Raw genomic sequence first — 14,728 nt, 5'->3', positions numbered from 1 at the left:
CGACAACAGGCCGGAGCAAGGCTCCGGCCTGTCGATGAGGCAGGGGTGCCGCCCTGGGGCGGCAACCGCTGTCTCAGGCGCTGGTGCGACGGCGAATCGGCGCGTCACCGTCCTGGCGACGACGCGGTGCACGCTCCGGCGCACCCTTGTCCTCGCTGATCTCCAGCGGACGACCGGCGACGCGAGCCCGGGCCATCTTGGCCAGGATGCTCTCCGGCAGCGAGCTCGGCAGCTCGACCACCGAGAAGGCGGTGCGGATGTCGATGCGACCGATCCGGTTGCCCTCGATGCCGCCTTCGTTGGCCAGGGCGCCGACCAGCTGACCCGGCTTGACGCCGTCCTGGTGGCCGACGGCGACGCGGTAGCGGGTCATGCCCTCGCGCGGCGCGCTGTCGCGGCGCTTCGGCTTGGCGTCACGCGCGTTGCGGTCGTTGTTGCGCTCGGCGCGGGGCGCCTGCAGGCGACCGATGGGCGGCTCGTCGGCACGCGCCATGCGGGAGAAGGCGCAGGCCAGCTCGATGGGGTCGTGACCCTCCTCGACCAGGCGCTCGATCAGCGCACGCTGCTCGTCGGCACCGGCGGTCAGGGCGGCGACCACGCGCTGGTGGAACATCTCGTCGCGATGGGCGCGGATGGCAGCCTCGTCGGGCAGCGGCATCTCGCTCATCTTCTGGCCGGTGGCCTGCTCGAGCCAGCCCACCTTGCGGCCTTCGCGGAAGCCGACGAAGGTGATCGCGACCCCGGTGCGACCGGCACGGCCGGTACGACCGATGCGGTGGGTGTAGGCCTCGGCATCCTGCGGCAGGTCGTAGTTGATGACGTGGGTGATGCGCGGCACGTCGAGGCCGCGGGCGGCGACGTCGGTGGCGATCAGCACGTCGACCTTGCCGCGCTTGAGGCGCTGGATGGTGCGCTCGCGCAGGCTCTGGTCCAGGTCACCGGAGAGGCTGGCGACGCTCATGCCGCGGGCGGAGAGCTGCTCCATCAGGGTGGTGCAGGCGGCACGGGTACGCACGAAGACGATGGCGCCATCGACGGGCTCGACCTCGAGGATGCGCGCCAGCGCCTCCTGCTTGGCGCCGCCGTCGACCCGCACCATGCGCTGGTCGATGCTGGCCGCGGTGCCGACCTTGGCGGCGATGGCGACCTTGACCGGGTCGACGAGATAGCGGTTGACGATGCGCTCGATCTCGGTCGGCAGGGTCGCGGAGAAGAAGACCCGCTGGGCGTTCTTGGGGGTGTCGGCGACAACGCGCTTGACGTCGTCGATGAAGCCCATGCGCAGCATCTCGTCGGCTTCGTCGAGCACCAGCGCGGAGAGGCCGTCGAGCTTCAGGCTGCCACGATCCAGGTGATCGATGATGCGGCCCGGGGTGCCCACAACGACCTGGGCGCCACGGCGCAGGGCGGAGAGCTGCTCACGGTATTCCTGACCACCACACAGGGTGGCGACTTCCAGGCCCTTGAGGTTCTGACCGTACTTGCTGAAGGAGGCGGCCACCTGCTGAGCCAGTTCCCGCGTGGGGGCCATCACCAGCACCTGGGGCTCGCGGCGCGTCAGCTCGAGGCGAGATAGCAGCGGCAGAGCGAAGGCAGCGGTCTTGCCGGTGCCGGTCTGGGCCTGGCCCAGCATGTCGCGGCCTTCCAGCAGCGCGGGAATGGTCTGTGCCTGGATCGGCGACGGGGTCGTATAACCCTGGGATTCGACAGCAGAAAGAACGGCAGGCAGCAGGGCCAGTTCGCCGAAGGACGGCGAGACGACAGAAGTCGAGGTCATGAATCACACCTTAATAGGCCGGCATCGCCGGCAAGTAACATCGGTGGCGCCCCTGACGCGGTAAAGCCATCAAGGCACCCTGCCGACCGTCGGCCCGAAGGCAGCGGAGCAGAGCGTAAATCGGAGTCGGGGACGCCGGTCGCACCTGGCATTCGGCCCATGCCATCGCAATCGATGGCCGCATGAGCCGCTGTGGCGACCGTTGGCGCCGATCTCGCCCGGGTGGCGGATCTCGGTGGCGCTCCATCTACACAATTCGAACGCGTGAGGCGCAGCTCTCGTGGCTGGGCTTCCCGCTTCGGCGCTTGCCTCGCCCGTCGGGGGGAGGTCGCGTCGTCATGATGGTGGGGTCAACACATGCGAGGAGCGCGCATGCTACCATCGTCGCGATGACCTGGCCAGCCTTATTCGTTCCACCTCTTCAGGAGCCCTTCATGCCGAGCCTCTGGGTCGATGCCGACGCCTGCCCCCGGGCGGCGCGCGAGATCATCATCCGCGCCGCCGAGCGCACCGCCACGCCGACCTGGTTCGTGGCCAACCACGCCGTGCCGCTGCCGGCCTCGAAATGGGTCAAGGGCCTCGCGGTGAGCCAGGGCTTCGACGCCGCGGATAACGAGATCGTCGAGCGCATCCAGCGGGGCGACCTGCTGATCACCTCGGACCTGCCGCTGGCCCTGGAGGCTATCGAGCGTGAGGCAAAGGTAATGACCACCCGCGGCGAGTCGCTGGATGCCAACAACATCCGCGCGCGGGTTCAGATGCGGGATTTCATGGAAACGTTGCGCGCCAGTGGCGAGCACACCGGCGGCCCCAGCGGCTACTCCGACGCTGACCGTCGCGAGTTCGCCAACGCCCTGGACCGGTGGCTGGCCAAGAACCCCTAATCGTAACGCCTCCGCACCCGGTGCAGATGCGACTGATACCAGGACGGGCATGGATACCCTGCGCGCCAGCGGCGAGCACACCGGCGGCCCCAGCGGCTACTCCGACGCCGACCGTCGCGAATTCGCCAACGCCCTGGACCGGTGGCTGGCGCGGCAGCGGTAGAGAGCGGCTTACTGGCGACAGGCTGCGCGGAGGCGCTGTAATCCCTTCCCTGGGCGCTACTTTTTCCATCCCTGGAAAAAGACCTCCGCTTCGCTCTGTCCCCAGCGCCACTCTCCGGCACGGCAGGTCGCCATCCTGAACGAAGCCGCCCGGTTATCGCTTAGGCCTTCTCGCGGATCCCCTGCCCCGGCAGGCGGTCGCGGTCGTGGGGCCGCTCCAGCTCGAGGCGCGGGCCGGCGGGCACGATGCGGGTCGGGTTGATGGTGTCGTGGCTGTAATAGTAGTGGCGCTTGATATGGTCGAAGTCCACCGTCTCCGCGATGCCCGGCCACTGGTAGAGCTCGCGCAGATAGTTCGACAGGTTCGGGTAGTCCTCGATGCGCCGCAGATTGCACTTGAAGTGGCCATGATAGACGGCATCGAAGCGCACCAGGGTGGTGAACAGGCGGATATCGGCCTCGGTCAGCCACTCGCCGGCCAGGTAGCGGGAATCGGCGAGGCGCGCCTCGAGCCGGTCAAGGGCCGCGAACAGCGCCATCACGTGCTTCTCGTAGACCCCCTGCTCGGTGGCGAACCCCGACTTGTAGACGCCGTTGTTGACGTGTTCGTAGACGTCGGCGTTGACGGCATCGATGGTCTCGCGCAGGTCGGTCGGATAGAGGTCCAGCCGATTGCCGGTGAGCCCGTCGAAGGCGCCGTCGAGCATGCGGATCAGGTCGGCCGACTCGTTATTGACGATGCGGCCCTGCTGCTTGTCCCACAGGGCCGGCACGGTCACGCGGCCGGTGTAGTGCGGGTCGGTGAGGGTATAGAGCTCACGATGGTAGTCGACGCCGTTGACGGCATCACCGCTGGAGCCCTCGTCACGGTGGTAGCTCCAGCCCTGATCGAGCATCAGCGGGCTGGTGTGGGAGACCCCGATCAGATCATCGAGGCCCTTGAGGCGCCGCATGATCAACGCGCGATGCGCCCAGGGGCAGGCCAGGGAGACATACAGATGGTAGCGACCCGCCTCGGCCGGCAGCCCCGGCTGGCCATCCGGCCCCGGGGAGCCGTCGGGGGTGATCCAGTCACGCAGCTTCGCCGATTCCCGCACGAACTCCCCGCCGTGCTTCTTGGTGTCGTACCACTGGTCGTGCCACTGTCCGTCGATCAAGAGCCCCATCTCGGCCTCCTCGGTTCGTCATGAGATACTTTCAGCTTACGACTATAAAATCGAAGCTCAAGCGCACTTTTTGCCCTCAATCATTCGATTTTTTCAATCACCGGCACCGAGTGCGCAGGCCTGGACGGCCTCTTGCAGGTGGCGGGCCATGGCGCGGGTGGCCGGCCCGGCGCGGTCGCGGTCGCGATGGATGAGCTGGATCGGCACCTCGCGCCGCCCACCCGCCGCCAGCGGCAACGGCGCCAGACGACCCGATTCCAGGGCCTCGGCGATGCGTGTCTCGGGCACCCAGGCAAAGCCGAGGTTGCGCTCGAGCATGTCGATGGAGGTATCCAGATGGCTCACCGTCCAGCGCTGCTCGGCCTTCAGCCAGCCGGAATCCAGCGACTGGCGCAGGGCGGAATCGCGCACCACCAGCTGCCGGTGCTGCTCGAGGTCGCGCAGGTCCAGCACCCGCCCCAGGCGATGCAGGGCGTGGTCGGGATGGGCGACGGCGACGAAGGCAACGGTCACCAGCGGCTCGCCCAGGAAGCCCTTGGCGGTGAGACCCGAGATCAGCAGGTCGGCATGGCCATCCTGGAGCATCTCCAGGCCGCCGTTGAGCACCGTTTCGTGAAGCTGCACCCGGACGTGGGGATAGGACGCGGAGAAGGCCTCCAGCGCCCGGGCCAGGGCATCCGGGGGAAAGATCTGGTCGATGGCCAGCACGATCTCCGCCTCAAGGCCCTCGGCCAGCCGACTCGCCACGTCCTCCAGGGAGTCGGCGTTCTCGATCAGCTGGCGGGCGCGGCGCAGCAACATCTCGCCGGCCTCGGTCAGTCGCACCTGACGCCCCACGGGCTCCAGCACCCTCACTCCGAGCTGCTGCTCCAGCTTGTGCACCGCATGGTTGAGGGTCGAGGGGCTCTTGTGAATGGCCTCGGCGGCGCGCGCGAAGCCGCCATGATCGACCACGGCGGCCAGCATCTGCCATTGGGCCAGGGTGACACGTGACATTTCGATTTCCTCGAATATCAATAGCGAAATATTGCGCTTAATCTTCGAAAAAACCGACCTAGAATGCCAGTCAAGATCCCCAAATGGAGACAGACCATGGCCCCCTCCCCGACGACCCGGCAAGTTGCACGCCTGTTGAACACCCGGCCGAGCCAGGATGGCGACGGCGTCAAGATCCAGCGACTGCACGACTTCGGCGGCGGCCTGGATCCGTTCCTGATGCTCGACGAGCTGGTCTCCGACCAGCCAGATGACTATATCGGCGGCTTCCCGCCTCACCCCCACCGGGGCATCCAGACGCTGACCTACGTGATCCATGGCGGCCTGACCCACGAGGACCATCTCGGCCACTCGAGCACGATCCACCCCGGCGATGCCCAGTGGATGCACACCGGCCGTGGGATCATCCACTCCGAGATGCCGCTGACCGATCACCAGGGGCTCCACGCCTTCCAGCTGTGGCTGAACCTGGCGGCCGAAGACAAGCTCAGCGAGGCGACCTACCGGGACGTTCGGGCGGAAGAGATGCCACGACTGACCGACCGCCACGCCTCATTGACGGCGTTGGGCGGGCACTGGCAGACGCTCGCCGGTGACGGCGTCGACGGCCCCCTGACGCGACTGGCCGGCCAGGGCGCCGTCGCCCACGCGCGACTGGCGCCCGGCGGCACGCTTGAACTGGCCACCCACGCCACCACGCTGCTGGTCTATGTCTTCGCCGGTGGCCTGGACGTCGCCGGCACCCGGATCGAACGAGGACAGCTCGCGCAGCTGGCCAGCGGGGAGGCGCTCAGGCTGACCAGCGCCGAAGGCGGGCAGGCCCTGCTGCTGGCCGGCGAGCCGCACGGCGAACCGATCGCCCACTATGGCCCCTTCGTGATGAACCGTCAGGCGGAACTGGAACAGGCGCTCAGGGACTACCGCGATGGCACCCTCACCGACTGATCGCGCTCCCCTGGGTTGAAAAACTCCGCGCCGACCTATTCAATATGCTTAGAGAACGGCGTTCGCGCCCCGACGCTCGCTCGATAATCGCCGCCCTGGCGCCTCGAGCGGGCTTTTTCTGTATATCTATACAGACTAGGCATCTCATGCATCATAGAGTATGGTTCTAAGGCCCTTTTTTTGTTTTCTTCATTCAACTTGTCACGGCCTTTTCCCCATGATGCGAATCCTTCATTCGCTACCCCGCACCCATAAGCTGCTGCTGTTACCCGTTGCCACCATGGTGACCGTGCTGGGAGCCCAGAAGGTGCTCACTACCTTCGAAGATGTTCAGCGTGATCGACAGACACCCGATACCGTTCTCGTTCCTCTCGATGCCGATGCCAGCCCCGGCCTGCCCTCGCTCAATACCAAGCGCGACGCGGTGAGCGAAGCCCTGGCGAAGGCCAACCAGGCGCTCGACGCCACCCGCGGCCACGTGCCGATCTCCGCCCTGACCGCCTCGGAAGTCGTCGACATCGACTTCATCGATGCCGCACGAGCCAACCGGACCGAATCCGGGGTCCCCGCAACGCTGGCCATGCCCGCCCAGGGCACCGCCTCTGCCCGAACCGGTCAGGCGCCAATCGAAGGCGACGCGATGCGTCTCGACGAGGGTGCCCAGCACATGGCCGTGGTCATCGGGACCATCGCCGCCGGCATGCTCGAGCTCGAGGACGGCATGGTGGCCGATGCCACCTCCTACGAAGACGTCACCGAGGACGAACTCGCGCTGTTCGACGAGGGCCCGATCGTCCTGGAGCAGGAGATCGTCGCCAACGAGCCCTTCGTCCCGCAGTGGCAGACCTATACCGTCCAGAGCGGCGACACCTTCGCCATCATGGCCCAGCAGCACCTCGAGATGGGCTATAGCGAGGTCATGGCCCTGCTCGACAGCATGCCCGAGCCGCGCCTGCTGACCCACTGGCGGGTCGGCGATCATTTCGAATACCAGCTGGACGAACAGGGCGACCTGCTCGCCCTGCGGATGATGAAGAACGCCCGCGACGGCTACCTGGTCGAGCACAAGGACGACGCCTTCGAGGTCGCCACCATCGAGCGCGCCGGGGAAGCGACCCAGCGACTCTTTGCCGGTACCATCAGCGGCAGCTTCGCGCGCTCGGCCAAGGCCACCGGCCTGACCAGCGCCGAGGTCTCGGAACTCTCGCGGGTGCTGGAGAAGAAGCTCGACTTTCGCCGCGACACCCGTCGCGGTGATCGCTTCCAGGTGCTGGTGGAGTCCGACATCATCGACGGCGAGAGCCTGGACCCGCGCGTCCTGGCGGTGGAGTACGAGGGCGCGCGCATGAACCTCACCATCGTGCGCAACAGCGAAGACAACCGCTTCTATACCCCCGAAGGCGAAAGCCTCGACCCGGCCTTCAACCGCTATCCCTTCGAGGGGCGCTACCGGCTGAGCTCGCACTTCAACCCCAACCGCCACCACCCGGTCACCGGTCGCATCAGCCCCCACAAGGGCACCGACTTCGCGATGCCGATCGGCACCGCCGTGCGGGCCCCGGCCAACGGCCGCGTCGAGAAGGTGGGCAACCATCCGGCGGCGGGACGCTACGTGGTGATCCGCCACGACAACGGCTACAAGACTCGCTACCTGCACCTCTCGCGGCCGATGGTCAGCAACGGACAGCGCGTCACCATGGGCGAGCGCATCGCGCTCTCCGGCAACACCGGGCGCAGCACCGGACCGCACCTGCACTACGAGGTCCTGGTCAACAACAGCCAGGTGAACGCCATGAAGGTCTCCCTGCCGGAGAACCAGAGCCTGCAGGGCGATCGCCTGGTGGCCTTCCAGCGTCAGGCCGAGCCGATGCTGGCGGCCCTGGAGAGCGGCCAGACCGGCGCCGTGGTGGCCAGCACCGAGACGCCGGCCGCGGACGACGACGAGGGCTGATCACTCCTCGTCACCCGCTGCCGCTACTGCGCCCCGCCCCGTGCGGGGCGCCGTCGTTTCGGGCCCGGCTCAGCCCAGGATCATCACCACGCAAGCCGCGGTCAGCAGGCCCATCACGGCGTTGAAGATTCGCCAATGGCGCCTGGTCTTCATCAGCCGGCCCACGGCCACGCCGAAGCCCGCCCAGAGCGCGATCGACGGCAGGTTGGTCATGCCCATCACCGCGATCACCACCACCGCCGAGGCCAGGAAGGCATCACCGGAGAGCGTGAAGGAGGCGATGCCCGAGATCGCCATCACCCAGGCCTTGGGGTTGGCGAACTGAAAGGCGGCAGCCTGCCAGAAGGTCAGCGGCCTGGCCTCGTGCTGGGCGCCGTCACGCTCTGGCGGCGGCGCGGTGGCGATCCGGTAGGCGAGCCACAGCAGATAGGCGCTGCCAATCAGCTTGAGTGCCTGCTGCAGCGGCGGCCACTGCTCGAACAGGGCGCCGAGCCCCAGCGCCACTGCCCCCATCAATACCATCACGCCGATCGAGATGCCGAGCATGTGCGGCAGGGTGCGCAGGAAACCGAAGTTGGCACCCGAGGCGGTCAGCATCATGTTGTTGGGGCCGGGTGTGGCGGACATGCTGATCGCAAACAGCATCATCGGACCGACCAGGGCGAGCAGCTCGGGCAGCGGAAGGGTCATGGGAGCTCCTGTGAGTCGGGCAGCGAATCGAAATCGAGGCAAACGCCGACCATTGTAGGGGTACAATTTGACGCAAATTGCCTGACAAGGCCGGAAATTGCGCGCACAATCTCAGTATGCGCCGCCGTGTTCGCCGATCAAGGACGGCTTTGTCACCCCGACATTGTCCGATTCCCGAGCCGCCCTGATGCTGTCGGACAGGGTCGCCCGCAAGACCCAAGACCCAAGACCCTGCCGTTACCCGAGGGAGAGACGCCCCATGGACATCCAGGCCCAGGCCCGCGCTCGCTGCCAATGGCTGCCCGACCTCGAGGGCACCGACACCCCGCGCTACCAGGCGCTGGTCGATCAGCTGGCCGCCGATATCGCCGCCGGCACCCTCGCCCCCGGCGAGCGCCTGCCGCCCCAGCGCCTACTGGCCGATGCGCTCAAGGTGACCGTCGGTACCATCACCCGCGCCTATCGCGAGGCCGAGCGCCGCGGCCTGGTCGAGGCCCGGGTCGGCAGTGGCACCCGAGTTCGCTCGCCGTCGACGGATGCGCCGCGCTTCCACCACCTCTCCCACGCCGCCGAGGGCAGCATCGACCTGTCGCTGAGCGTACCGATCCCTCACCCCTGGCGGGCCGAGCAGCTCGCCGGCGTGCTGTCGCGCCTGAGCCAGTCGCCGCCCGCCGTCGAGGCCGCCCTGGCCTACCCCTCCGAGCAGGGCAGCCCGGCCAGCCGCGAGGCACTGGCCGGCTGGCTGACCCACCAGGGCCTGCCGATGAACGCCGAGGACCTGATTCTCACCGCCGGGGGGCAGCACGCCGACTTCCTGGCCCTGCAGGCGCTGGTGCAGCCCGGCGAGGCGGTCGCCTCGGCGGCCCTCACCTACCCCGGCATGATCGCCACCGGCCGCCAGCTGGGCCTCAAGCACGTGGCGGTGCCGATGGACGACGAGGGCATCCGCCCCGAGGCGCTGGAGCGCCTCTGCCAGCAGCAGCGCATCCGCCTGCTCTACCTGATGCCCGAGCACAACAATCCCACCGGCGCGCGGATGGGCGAGGCGCGACGCCACGCCATCGTCGAGGTGGCCCGGCGCCACGACCTGCTGCTGCTCGAGGATGGCGTGCAGTTCGTCACCGCCGCGACCCGCGGCACGCCCTTCTACCGGCTGGCGCCGGAGCGCGCGCTCTACATCTTCAGCGTCTCCAAGCTGCTCGCCGGTGGGCTGCGCCTGGGCGCCCTGCGGGCCCCCGCCAACCTGATGCCGCGCCTGACCGCCTCCCTGCGGGCCCAGTGCTGGGCGATGCCGGAGCTGATGACCCGCGCCGCCGTCGACTGGCTGACCGGCGCCGAGGCCACGACGCTGATCGAATGGCAGTGGCAGGAGGTGGCCGCGCGCCAGCGACTGCTCGCCGAGCGCCTCAGCGGCCATGAGATCGTCGCCCACCCCTGCGGCTTCCACGCCTGGCTGCGCCTGCCCGACCCCTGGCGGGCGGTGGACGTGGTGGCCCGCGCAGCCGAACGCGGCGTCACCCTGCTCGGCGCCGATCCCTTCTGCGTGGGCAGCCAGCCCGCCCCGCAGGCGGTGCGCCTCTGCGTGACGCCACCCGCCGAGCGCGCCCGGCTCGACGAGGGGCTGACCCGGCTGGCCGCGCTGCTCGAGGAAGAGCCTCGCCGGGTCTCGCCGCTGATCTGACGTCCCCCTCTCCCCCTTCACTGCCAGGAGCCACGCGCTTGTCCTCACCTCACGCTCACGCCCCCTCCGCGCCACGCCCCGGCGGCATGCTCGCCAGCTTCGTCGGCGTCTTCCGCTACAGCCATCGCGCCCTGGCGCTGGTCTGGCAGACCTCACGCCCGCTGACCCTCGGGCTCGCGCTCTGCACCCTGGTCGCCGGTGTGCTGCCGGCGGTGGCGGCCTGGATCGGCCAGCTGATCGTCGACTCGGTGGTCGCGGCGATGGCCCTGCATCGCGACACCGGGCGCGTCGAGTGGTGGGGGGTGCTTCGCTACGTTCTGGCGGAAGCCGGGGTGATCGCCACGATTGCGCTGGCCCAACGCGGCCTCGCGGCCCAGCAGTCACTGCTGCGCGCCCTGCTCGGCCAGAAGGTCAACGTGATGATCCTCGAGAAGGCCGGCACCCTGTCACTCGAGCAGTTCGAGGACTCCGAGTTCTACGACAAGCTGACCCGCGCCCGCCGCGAGGCCTCGACGCGCCCGTTGGGCCTGGTCAACAAGACCTTCGGCCTCGCCCAGAACGCCATCTCGCTGGCGAGCTTCGGCGTGCTGCTGGTGCAGTTCTCGCCCTGGGCGATCCTCGTGCTGGTGATCGGCGCCCTGCCGGTGTTCGTCTCGGAGGCCAAGTTCTCGGGCGACGCCTTCCGGCTGTTCCGCTGGCGCTCACCGCAGACCCGCATGCAGATGTACCTGGAGACGGTGCTGGCCCGCGAGGACAGCATCAAGGAGGTCAAGCTGTTCGGCCTGGAGCCGCTGCTGCTGGATCGCTACCGGACGATCTTCGACACCCTCTACGATGAGGATCGACGCCTGACCATCCGACGCGAGACCTGGGGCTTCCTGCTCGGCCTGCTCGGCACCCTGGCCTTCTACGGCGCCTACGCCTGGGTGGTGGTGGAGACCGTGACCGGCGCGCTGACGCTGGGCGAGATGACCATGTACCTGATGGTCTTCAAGCAGGGCCAGGCGGCGCTCTCGGCGAGCCTGACGGCGATCGGCGGCATGTACGAGGACAACCTCTACCTGTCGAACCTCTACGAGTACCTCGAGCAGCCGGTGCCGGCCGAGCGTGGCACGCTGACCGAGGGCGCGATACCGGGCGACGGCATCCGCTTCGAGGCGGTGAGCTTCACCTACCCGGGCACCGCGACACCGGCCCTCGCGGGGATCTCGCTGCACCTGCGGCCGGGCCGCAGCCTCGCCCTGGTGGGCGCCAACGGCTCGGGCAAGACGACGCTGATCAAGCTGCTGACGCGCCTCTATGAGCCGACCGAGGGGCGCATCCTGCTCGATGGCAGCGACCTGCGGGACTGGGAGGTCCAGACGCTGCGCCGACGCATCGGGGTGATCTTCCAGGACTTCGTGCGCTACCAGATGAAGGTGGGCGAGAACCTCGGCGCCGGGGACGTCGAGGCCTTCGGCGACGAGGCACGCTGGCAGGAAGCGGCGCGCCGCGGCCTGGCCGACGATTTCATCGCCGAGATGCCCGGCGGCTACCACACCCAGCTGGGGCGCTGGTTCAAGGGCGGCCAGGAGCTCTCCGGCGGCCAGTGGCAGAAGATCGCCCTGTCACGAGCCTACATGCGCGAAGGGGCCGACATCCTGGTGCTCGACGAGCCCACGGCGGCCATGGACGCCGCCGCGGAGGCCGCCGTCTATGCCGACTTCCGCGAGCACAGCCGCGACCGCATGACCATCCTGATCTCCCACCGCTTCTCGACGGTGCGGGCCGCCGACTGGATCCTCGTGATCGACAACGGCGAGATCCTCGAGCAGGGCGACCATGCGAGCCTGATGGCCGGCAATGGCCGCTACGCGAGGCTGTTTCGCCTGCAGGCGAAGGGCTACGAGTGATCGACGGCGCGGAGTCAGCGATAAGCCCGGCCTAGCGAGCGGGGGGGCCATCGAGGGCCTCGAGCAATGCCGCGTCGCGCTGGTAGATATCGGGGCGGAAGACCAGCTGGCCCTCCTCGCCCGGGTGCACCGTCCAGTAGTGCAGGATGACCGGCACGGGACGCTCGAGGTGAATATTGCGGGTTCTCCCGCTGGCGACCAGGGTGGAGACCCGGGCGTCTGTCCCGGTGTCGTCGAAGAGCTGCTGGGCGAGCTCGAGCACACCCTGCACGCGGATGCAGCCCGAGCTGAAGGCGCGCTGTTCCCGGTCGAAGAGCGCCTGTGCCGGGGTATCGTGCAGGTAGACCAGGTGATCGTTGGGAAAGCGCAGGACCACGCGCCCCAGGGCGTTCCGGGGACCGGCACGCTGGCGCAGGATGACGTTGCCGGGCCGCCACCAGTTGACGTCTCTCGGGTCGAGGCGTCGCCCGGAGGGGCTCAGCACCATCAGATCCTGCTGCCACAGGTAGCCGAGGTTGCGGCGCACCCTGGGCAGCACATCTTCGCGCAGGATGGTCGGCGGCACCGTCCAGGTGGGGTTGATCGTCAGGTGGGTGATCTGCGAGCGCAGCGAGGGGGTGCGACGATAGGGCCTTCCCACCACGATGCGCGAGCGCCAGACGTCGCCGTCGGGACGGAAGTAGCGGATCCGGTAGCCGGCGATATCGACCAGCACGAAGGAGTCCGGCAGGCCATGGAGCAGCCAGCGCGCGCGCTCCAGGTTGACGCGGATCTGGTCGATGCGGGTGGCCACGGGGACATTCAGGGCCGCGCGCGTCCGGGGGCCGACGATGCCGTCCACCTCCAGCAGGTGGCGCTGCTGGAAGCGCTCCACGGCCGCCACCAGGCGCTCATCGTAGCGGCGCGGATCGATGGCTCCCGACGCGGGCTCATCGGCGACGCGTGCCGCCATCACCTCGAGCTCGCCCAGGATCGCCAGGCGCTCACGCAGCAGTCGCACATCCTCGTGGCTATCTCCCGGGCGCAGCGACTGGGGTCGCGGCGGCATCATCGGCCAGCCCCCCTGCCGCGCGATGTGACGATAGCGTGCGAGGCTCGCCCGCAGGCGCTCGTAAGGCGGCGCGCTGGGGCGCGCCGAGGCGAAGGCCTGCTCGAACCGACGGGCGTCCACCGCCTGCGATATCACCGCAAGATCGAGCGGAGGCGCCTCGATGGGCACCTCCCAGCCGAGGTCGATGCGATAGGGATCCACCTTGCCGCGCTGAAGGTGATGCAGGGCCGTCAACAGGGTCTGGCTGGCTTGCAGGTCGAAGCGAGCCCGCGCCTCTGGGGGACTCTGCTCGTCATGTGCCTGGCGATGGGCCGCGACCAGTGTGTCCGGCCGGTAGTCCTGCGGCATCAGGCCATCGGCATCGAGGGTGCGCAGGGCAGTGGAGAGGGCCATCACGGTCGCGGTTTCCTGCCAGGCAGGCCGTCCATCGCGCGCCGCGTAGAACGCCCGCAGGGTCACGTCCTGCTCTTCCAGGCGTTCGGCGAGGACCTCGTCCAGGGAGGGCTTGCCCTCCTCGGCCAGCGCCGAGGTGGTGGGCGACAGCATCATCGCCGCCGCGAGAATCAGCGGCTTCCATCCGGTTGCCCAGCGCATGGTGAACCTCCTCGAGGTTGATGTTGGTGGCTGGTTCTTTATGATGCTCACCATCATCATAGTGTCTGATCGCGAGCCGCAGGGAAGCCGCTCGTCAGTTCGCGTGATCGCCCCTCCGTCCCGGAATGGACGTCGAGTCGGCAGCGCACCCCACCCGACAGGTTTCCCGAATGCCGATCCATACCCCGAGACATTGGCTGCCCGGTGCGGCCCTCTTCAGCGCCCTGCTGCTGAGCCCCCTGCCCTCCGTGGCCAGCGACGACTTCCTGACGCAGGCCGACATGCCCGCCCCCCAGCCCTCGCCGGCACTCGACCAGACCCTGCAGCGGCTGGCCCCCGACGCCGATGCCCGGGTGATGCGCCTGGCGGCCCGCGCGCTTTCCTGCGCCGACCCGGACGCCGAGCGACTCGCGGTGATCGACTTCTCGCTGCCCTCCACCGAGCCGCGCCTGTGGGTCTTCGACCTGCAGCGTCAGCGGTTGTTGTTCAAGGAGCTGGTCTCTCACGGCCAGGGATCAGGCAATGCCGTGGCCCAGAACTTCTCCAACGTGCCGGAGAGTCATCAGTCCAGCATCGGGCTGTTTCGCACCATGAACAGCTACCGGGGGAGCAACGGCTACTCCCTGCGCCTCGAGGGGCTGGAGCCCGGCGTCAACGACCTGGCCTACGAGCGCGCCATCGTCATCCACGGTGCCGACTACGTCAGCGAGGACTTCATCGAGCAGACCGGCCGGCTCGGCCGCAGTCACGGCTGCCCGGCGGTGCGCCAGGAAGTGGCGACCCCGCTGATCGACAGCATCAAGGAGGATCAGTACCTCTTCACCTACTACCCAGATCCGGAATGGCTCGCCAGCTCGAACTTCTTCCGCTGTGACCGTGACGCGACGCCCCTGGCCATGCACTGAGGCTCCGCCCAGCGTCCGGCGGCGCCCGCAGGGG

The 14,728-nt window shown here is 68.4% G+C and carries 12 protein-coding genes; 7 read left to right on the top strand and 5 right to left on the bottom strand.

Translation table 11 applies throughout. The features are described 5' to 3' along the window. Nucleotides 1-73: 73 nt before the first annotated feature. Nucleotides 74-1,777, bottom strand: coding sequence for a DEAD/DEAH box helicase (locus tag ACGTNG_RS11735; protein ID WP_394577204.1), 1,704 nt, complete (start codon nucleotides 1,775-1,777; stop codon nucleotides 74-76). 434 nt (nucleotides 1,778-2,211) lie between these two features. On the opposite strand from ACGTNG_RS11735, the gene ACGTNG_RS11730 reads away from it, so the two are divergent. Further along, entirely contained in the window at nucleotides 2,212-2,661 is a 450-nt protein-coding gene (locus ACGTNG_RS11730; RefSeq protein WP_394577203.1) for a YaiI/YqxD family protein, read from the top strand. Continuing rightward, nucleotides 2,567-2,824 carry a DUF188 domain-containing protein gene (locus ACGTNG_RS11725; protein WP_394577202.1) on the top strand — a complete coding sequence of 86 codons (258 nt, stop codon included), beginning with the start codon at nucleotides 2,567-2,569 and terminating at the stop codon, nucleotides 2,822-2,824. The genes ACGTNG_RS11730 and ACGTNG_RS11725 overlap by 95 nt, the downstream gene beginning before the upstream one ends. 160 nt (nucleotides 2,825-2,984) lie before the next feature. On the opposite strand, the gene ACGTNG_RS11720 is transcribed toward ACGTNG_RS11725, so the two are convergent. Together ACGTNG_RS11720 and ACGTNG_RS11715 are read right to left on the bottom strand one after the other, a co-directional pair. Continuing rightward, nucleotides 2,985-3,989 carry a glutathione S-transferase family protein gene (locus ACGTNG_RS11720; protein ID WP_394577201.1) on the bottom strand — a complete coding sequence of 335 codons (1,005 nt, stop codon included), beginning with the start codon at nucleotides 3,987-3,989 and terminating at the stop codon, nucleotides 2,985-2,987. A 93-nt stretch (nucleotides 3,990-4,082) separates the two neighbouring features. Then, the gene (locus tag ACGTNG_RS11715; RefSeq protein ID WP_394577199.1) at nucleotides 4,083-4,985 is read right to left on the bottom strand and encodes a LysR family transcriptional regulator; all 903 of its coding nucleotides are present in this window, start codon (nucleotides 4,983-4,985) and stop codon (nucleotides 4,083-4,085) included. Nucleotides 4,986-5,081: 96 nt separating this feature from the next. On the opposite strand from ACGTNG_RS11715, the gene ACGTNG_RS11710 reads away from it, so the two are divergent. Then, nucleotides 5,082-5,930, top strand: a complete 849-nt coding sequence (locus ACGTNG_RS11710) for a pirin family protein (protein ID WP_394577197.1) — start codon at nucleotides 5,082-5,084, stop codon at nucleotides 5,928-5,930. A 217-nt stretch (nucleotides 5,931-6,147) separates the two neighbouring features. Next, entirely contained in the window at nucleotides 6,148-7,881 is a 1,734-nt protein-coding gene (locus ACGTNG_RS11705) for a peptidoglycan DD-metalloendopeptidase family protein (protein WP_394577196.1), read from the top strand. Between the two features lie 69 nt (nucleotides 7,882-7,950). On the opposite strand, the gene ACGTNG_RS11700 is transcribed toward ACGTNG_RS11705, so the two are convergent. After that, nucleotides 7,951-8,571, bottom strand: coding sequence for a LysE family translocator (locus tag ACGTNG_RS11700; RefSeq protein ID WP_394577195.1), 621 nt, complete (start codon nucleotides 8,569-8,571; stop codon nucleotides 7,951-7,953). 259 nt (nucleotides 8,572-8,830) lie between these two features. Between ACGTNG_RS11700 and ACGTNG_RS11695 the strand changes: the two genes are divergently transcribed. Further along, nucleotides 8,831-10,252 (top strand): aminotransferase-like domain-containing protein, encoded by a 1,422-nt coding sequence (locus ACGTNG_RS11695; protein WP_394577193.1) that lies wholly within the window; start codon nucleotides 8,831-8,833, stop codon nucleotides 10,250-10,252. Nucleotides 10,253-10,338: 86 nt separating this feature from the next. Next, nucleotides 10,339-12,144, top strand: coding sequence for an ABC transporter ATP-binding protein (locus ACGTNG_RS11690; RefSeq protein WP_394577266.1), 1,806 nt, complete (start codon nucleotides 10,339-10,341; stop codon nucleotides 12,142-12,144). A 31-nt stretch (nucleotides 12,145-12,175) separates the two neighbouring features. Here ACGTNG_RS11690 and ACGTNG_RS11685 read toward each other — a convergent pair whose 3' ends face one another. Further along, nucleotides 12,176-13,789 (bottom strand): L,D-transpeptidase family protein, encoded by a 1,614-nt coding sequence (locus ACGTNG_RS11685; RefSeq protein ID WP_394577191.1) that lies wholly within the window; start codon nucleotides 13,787-13,789, stop codon nucleotides 12,176-12,178. A gap of 170 nt (nucleotides 13,790-13,959) precedes the next feature. Here ACGTNG_RS11685 and ACGTNG_RS11680 point away from each other — a divergent pair, with 170 nt between their 5' ends. After that, nucleotides 13,960-14,694: a murein L,D-transpeptidase catalytic domain family protein gene (locus ACGTNG_RS11680; protein WP_394577190.1), complete on the top strand. Its 735-nt coding sequence runs from the start codon at nucleotides 13,960-13,962 to the stop codon at nucleotides 14,692-14,694. Nucleotides 14,695-14,728: the final 34 nt, after the last annotated feature.

It is taken from the genome of Halomonas sp. B23F22_3 (assembly GCF_043496965.1).
Taxonomy (GTDB): Bacteria; Pseudomonadota; Gammaproteobacteria; order Pseudomonadales; family Halomonadaceae; genus Halomonas.
The sequence above is the reverse complement of the archived record's forward strand: the minus strand, read 5'-3'. Positions and strand labels throughout refer to the sequence as shown.

Coding starts and splice junctions, on each gene's coding strand:
- ACGTNG_RS11720 (WP_394577201.1), bottom strand. CDS start 3,989: ATGGGGCTCTTGATCGACGGACAGTGGCACGACCAGTGGTACGACACC.
- ACGTNG_RS11690 (WP_394577266.1), top strand. CDS start 10,339: ATGCTCGCCAGCTTCGTCGGCGTCTTCCGCTACAGCCATCGCGCCCTG.
- ACGTNG_RS11705 (WP_394577196.1), top strand. CDS start 6,148: ATGATGCGAATCCTTCATTCGCTACCCCGCACCCATAAGCTGCTGCTG.
- ACGTNG_RS11710 (WP_394577197.1), top strand. CDS start 5,082: ATGGCCCCCTCCCCGACGACCCGGCAAGTTGCACGCCTGTTGAACACC.
- ACGTNG_RS11735 (WP_394577204.1), bottom strand. CDS start 1,777: ATGACCTCGACTTCTGTCGTCTCGCCGTCCTTCGGCGAACTGGCCCTG.
- ACGTNG_RS11685 (WP_394577191.1), bottom strand. CDS start 13,789: ATGCGCTGGGCAACCGGATGGAAGCCGCTGATTCTCGCGGCGGCGATG.
- ACGTNG_RS11700 (WP_394577195.1), bottom strand. CDS start 8,571: ATGACCCTTCCGCTGCCCGAGCTGCTCGCCCTGGTCGGTCCGATGATG.
- ACGTNG_RS11695 (WP_394577193.1), top strand. CDS start 8,831: ATGGACATCCAGGCCCAGGCCCGCGCTCGCTGCCAATGGCTGCCCGAC.
- ACGTNG_RS11730 (WP_394577203.1), top strand. CDS start 2,212: ATGCCGAGCCTCTGGGTCGATGCCGACGCCTGCCCCCGGGCGGCGCGC.
- ACGTNG_RS11680 (WP_394577190.1), top strand. CDS start 13,960: ATGCCGATCCATACCCCGAGACATTGGCTGCCCGGTGCGGCCCTCTTC.
- ACGTNG_RS11715 (WP_394577199.1), bottom strand. CDS start 4,985: ATGTCACGTGTCACCCTGGCCCAATGGCAGATGCTGGCCGCCGTGGTC.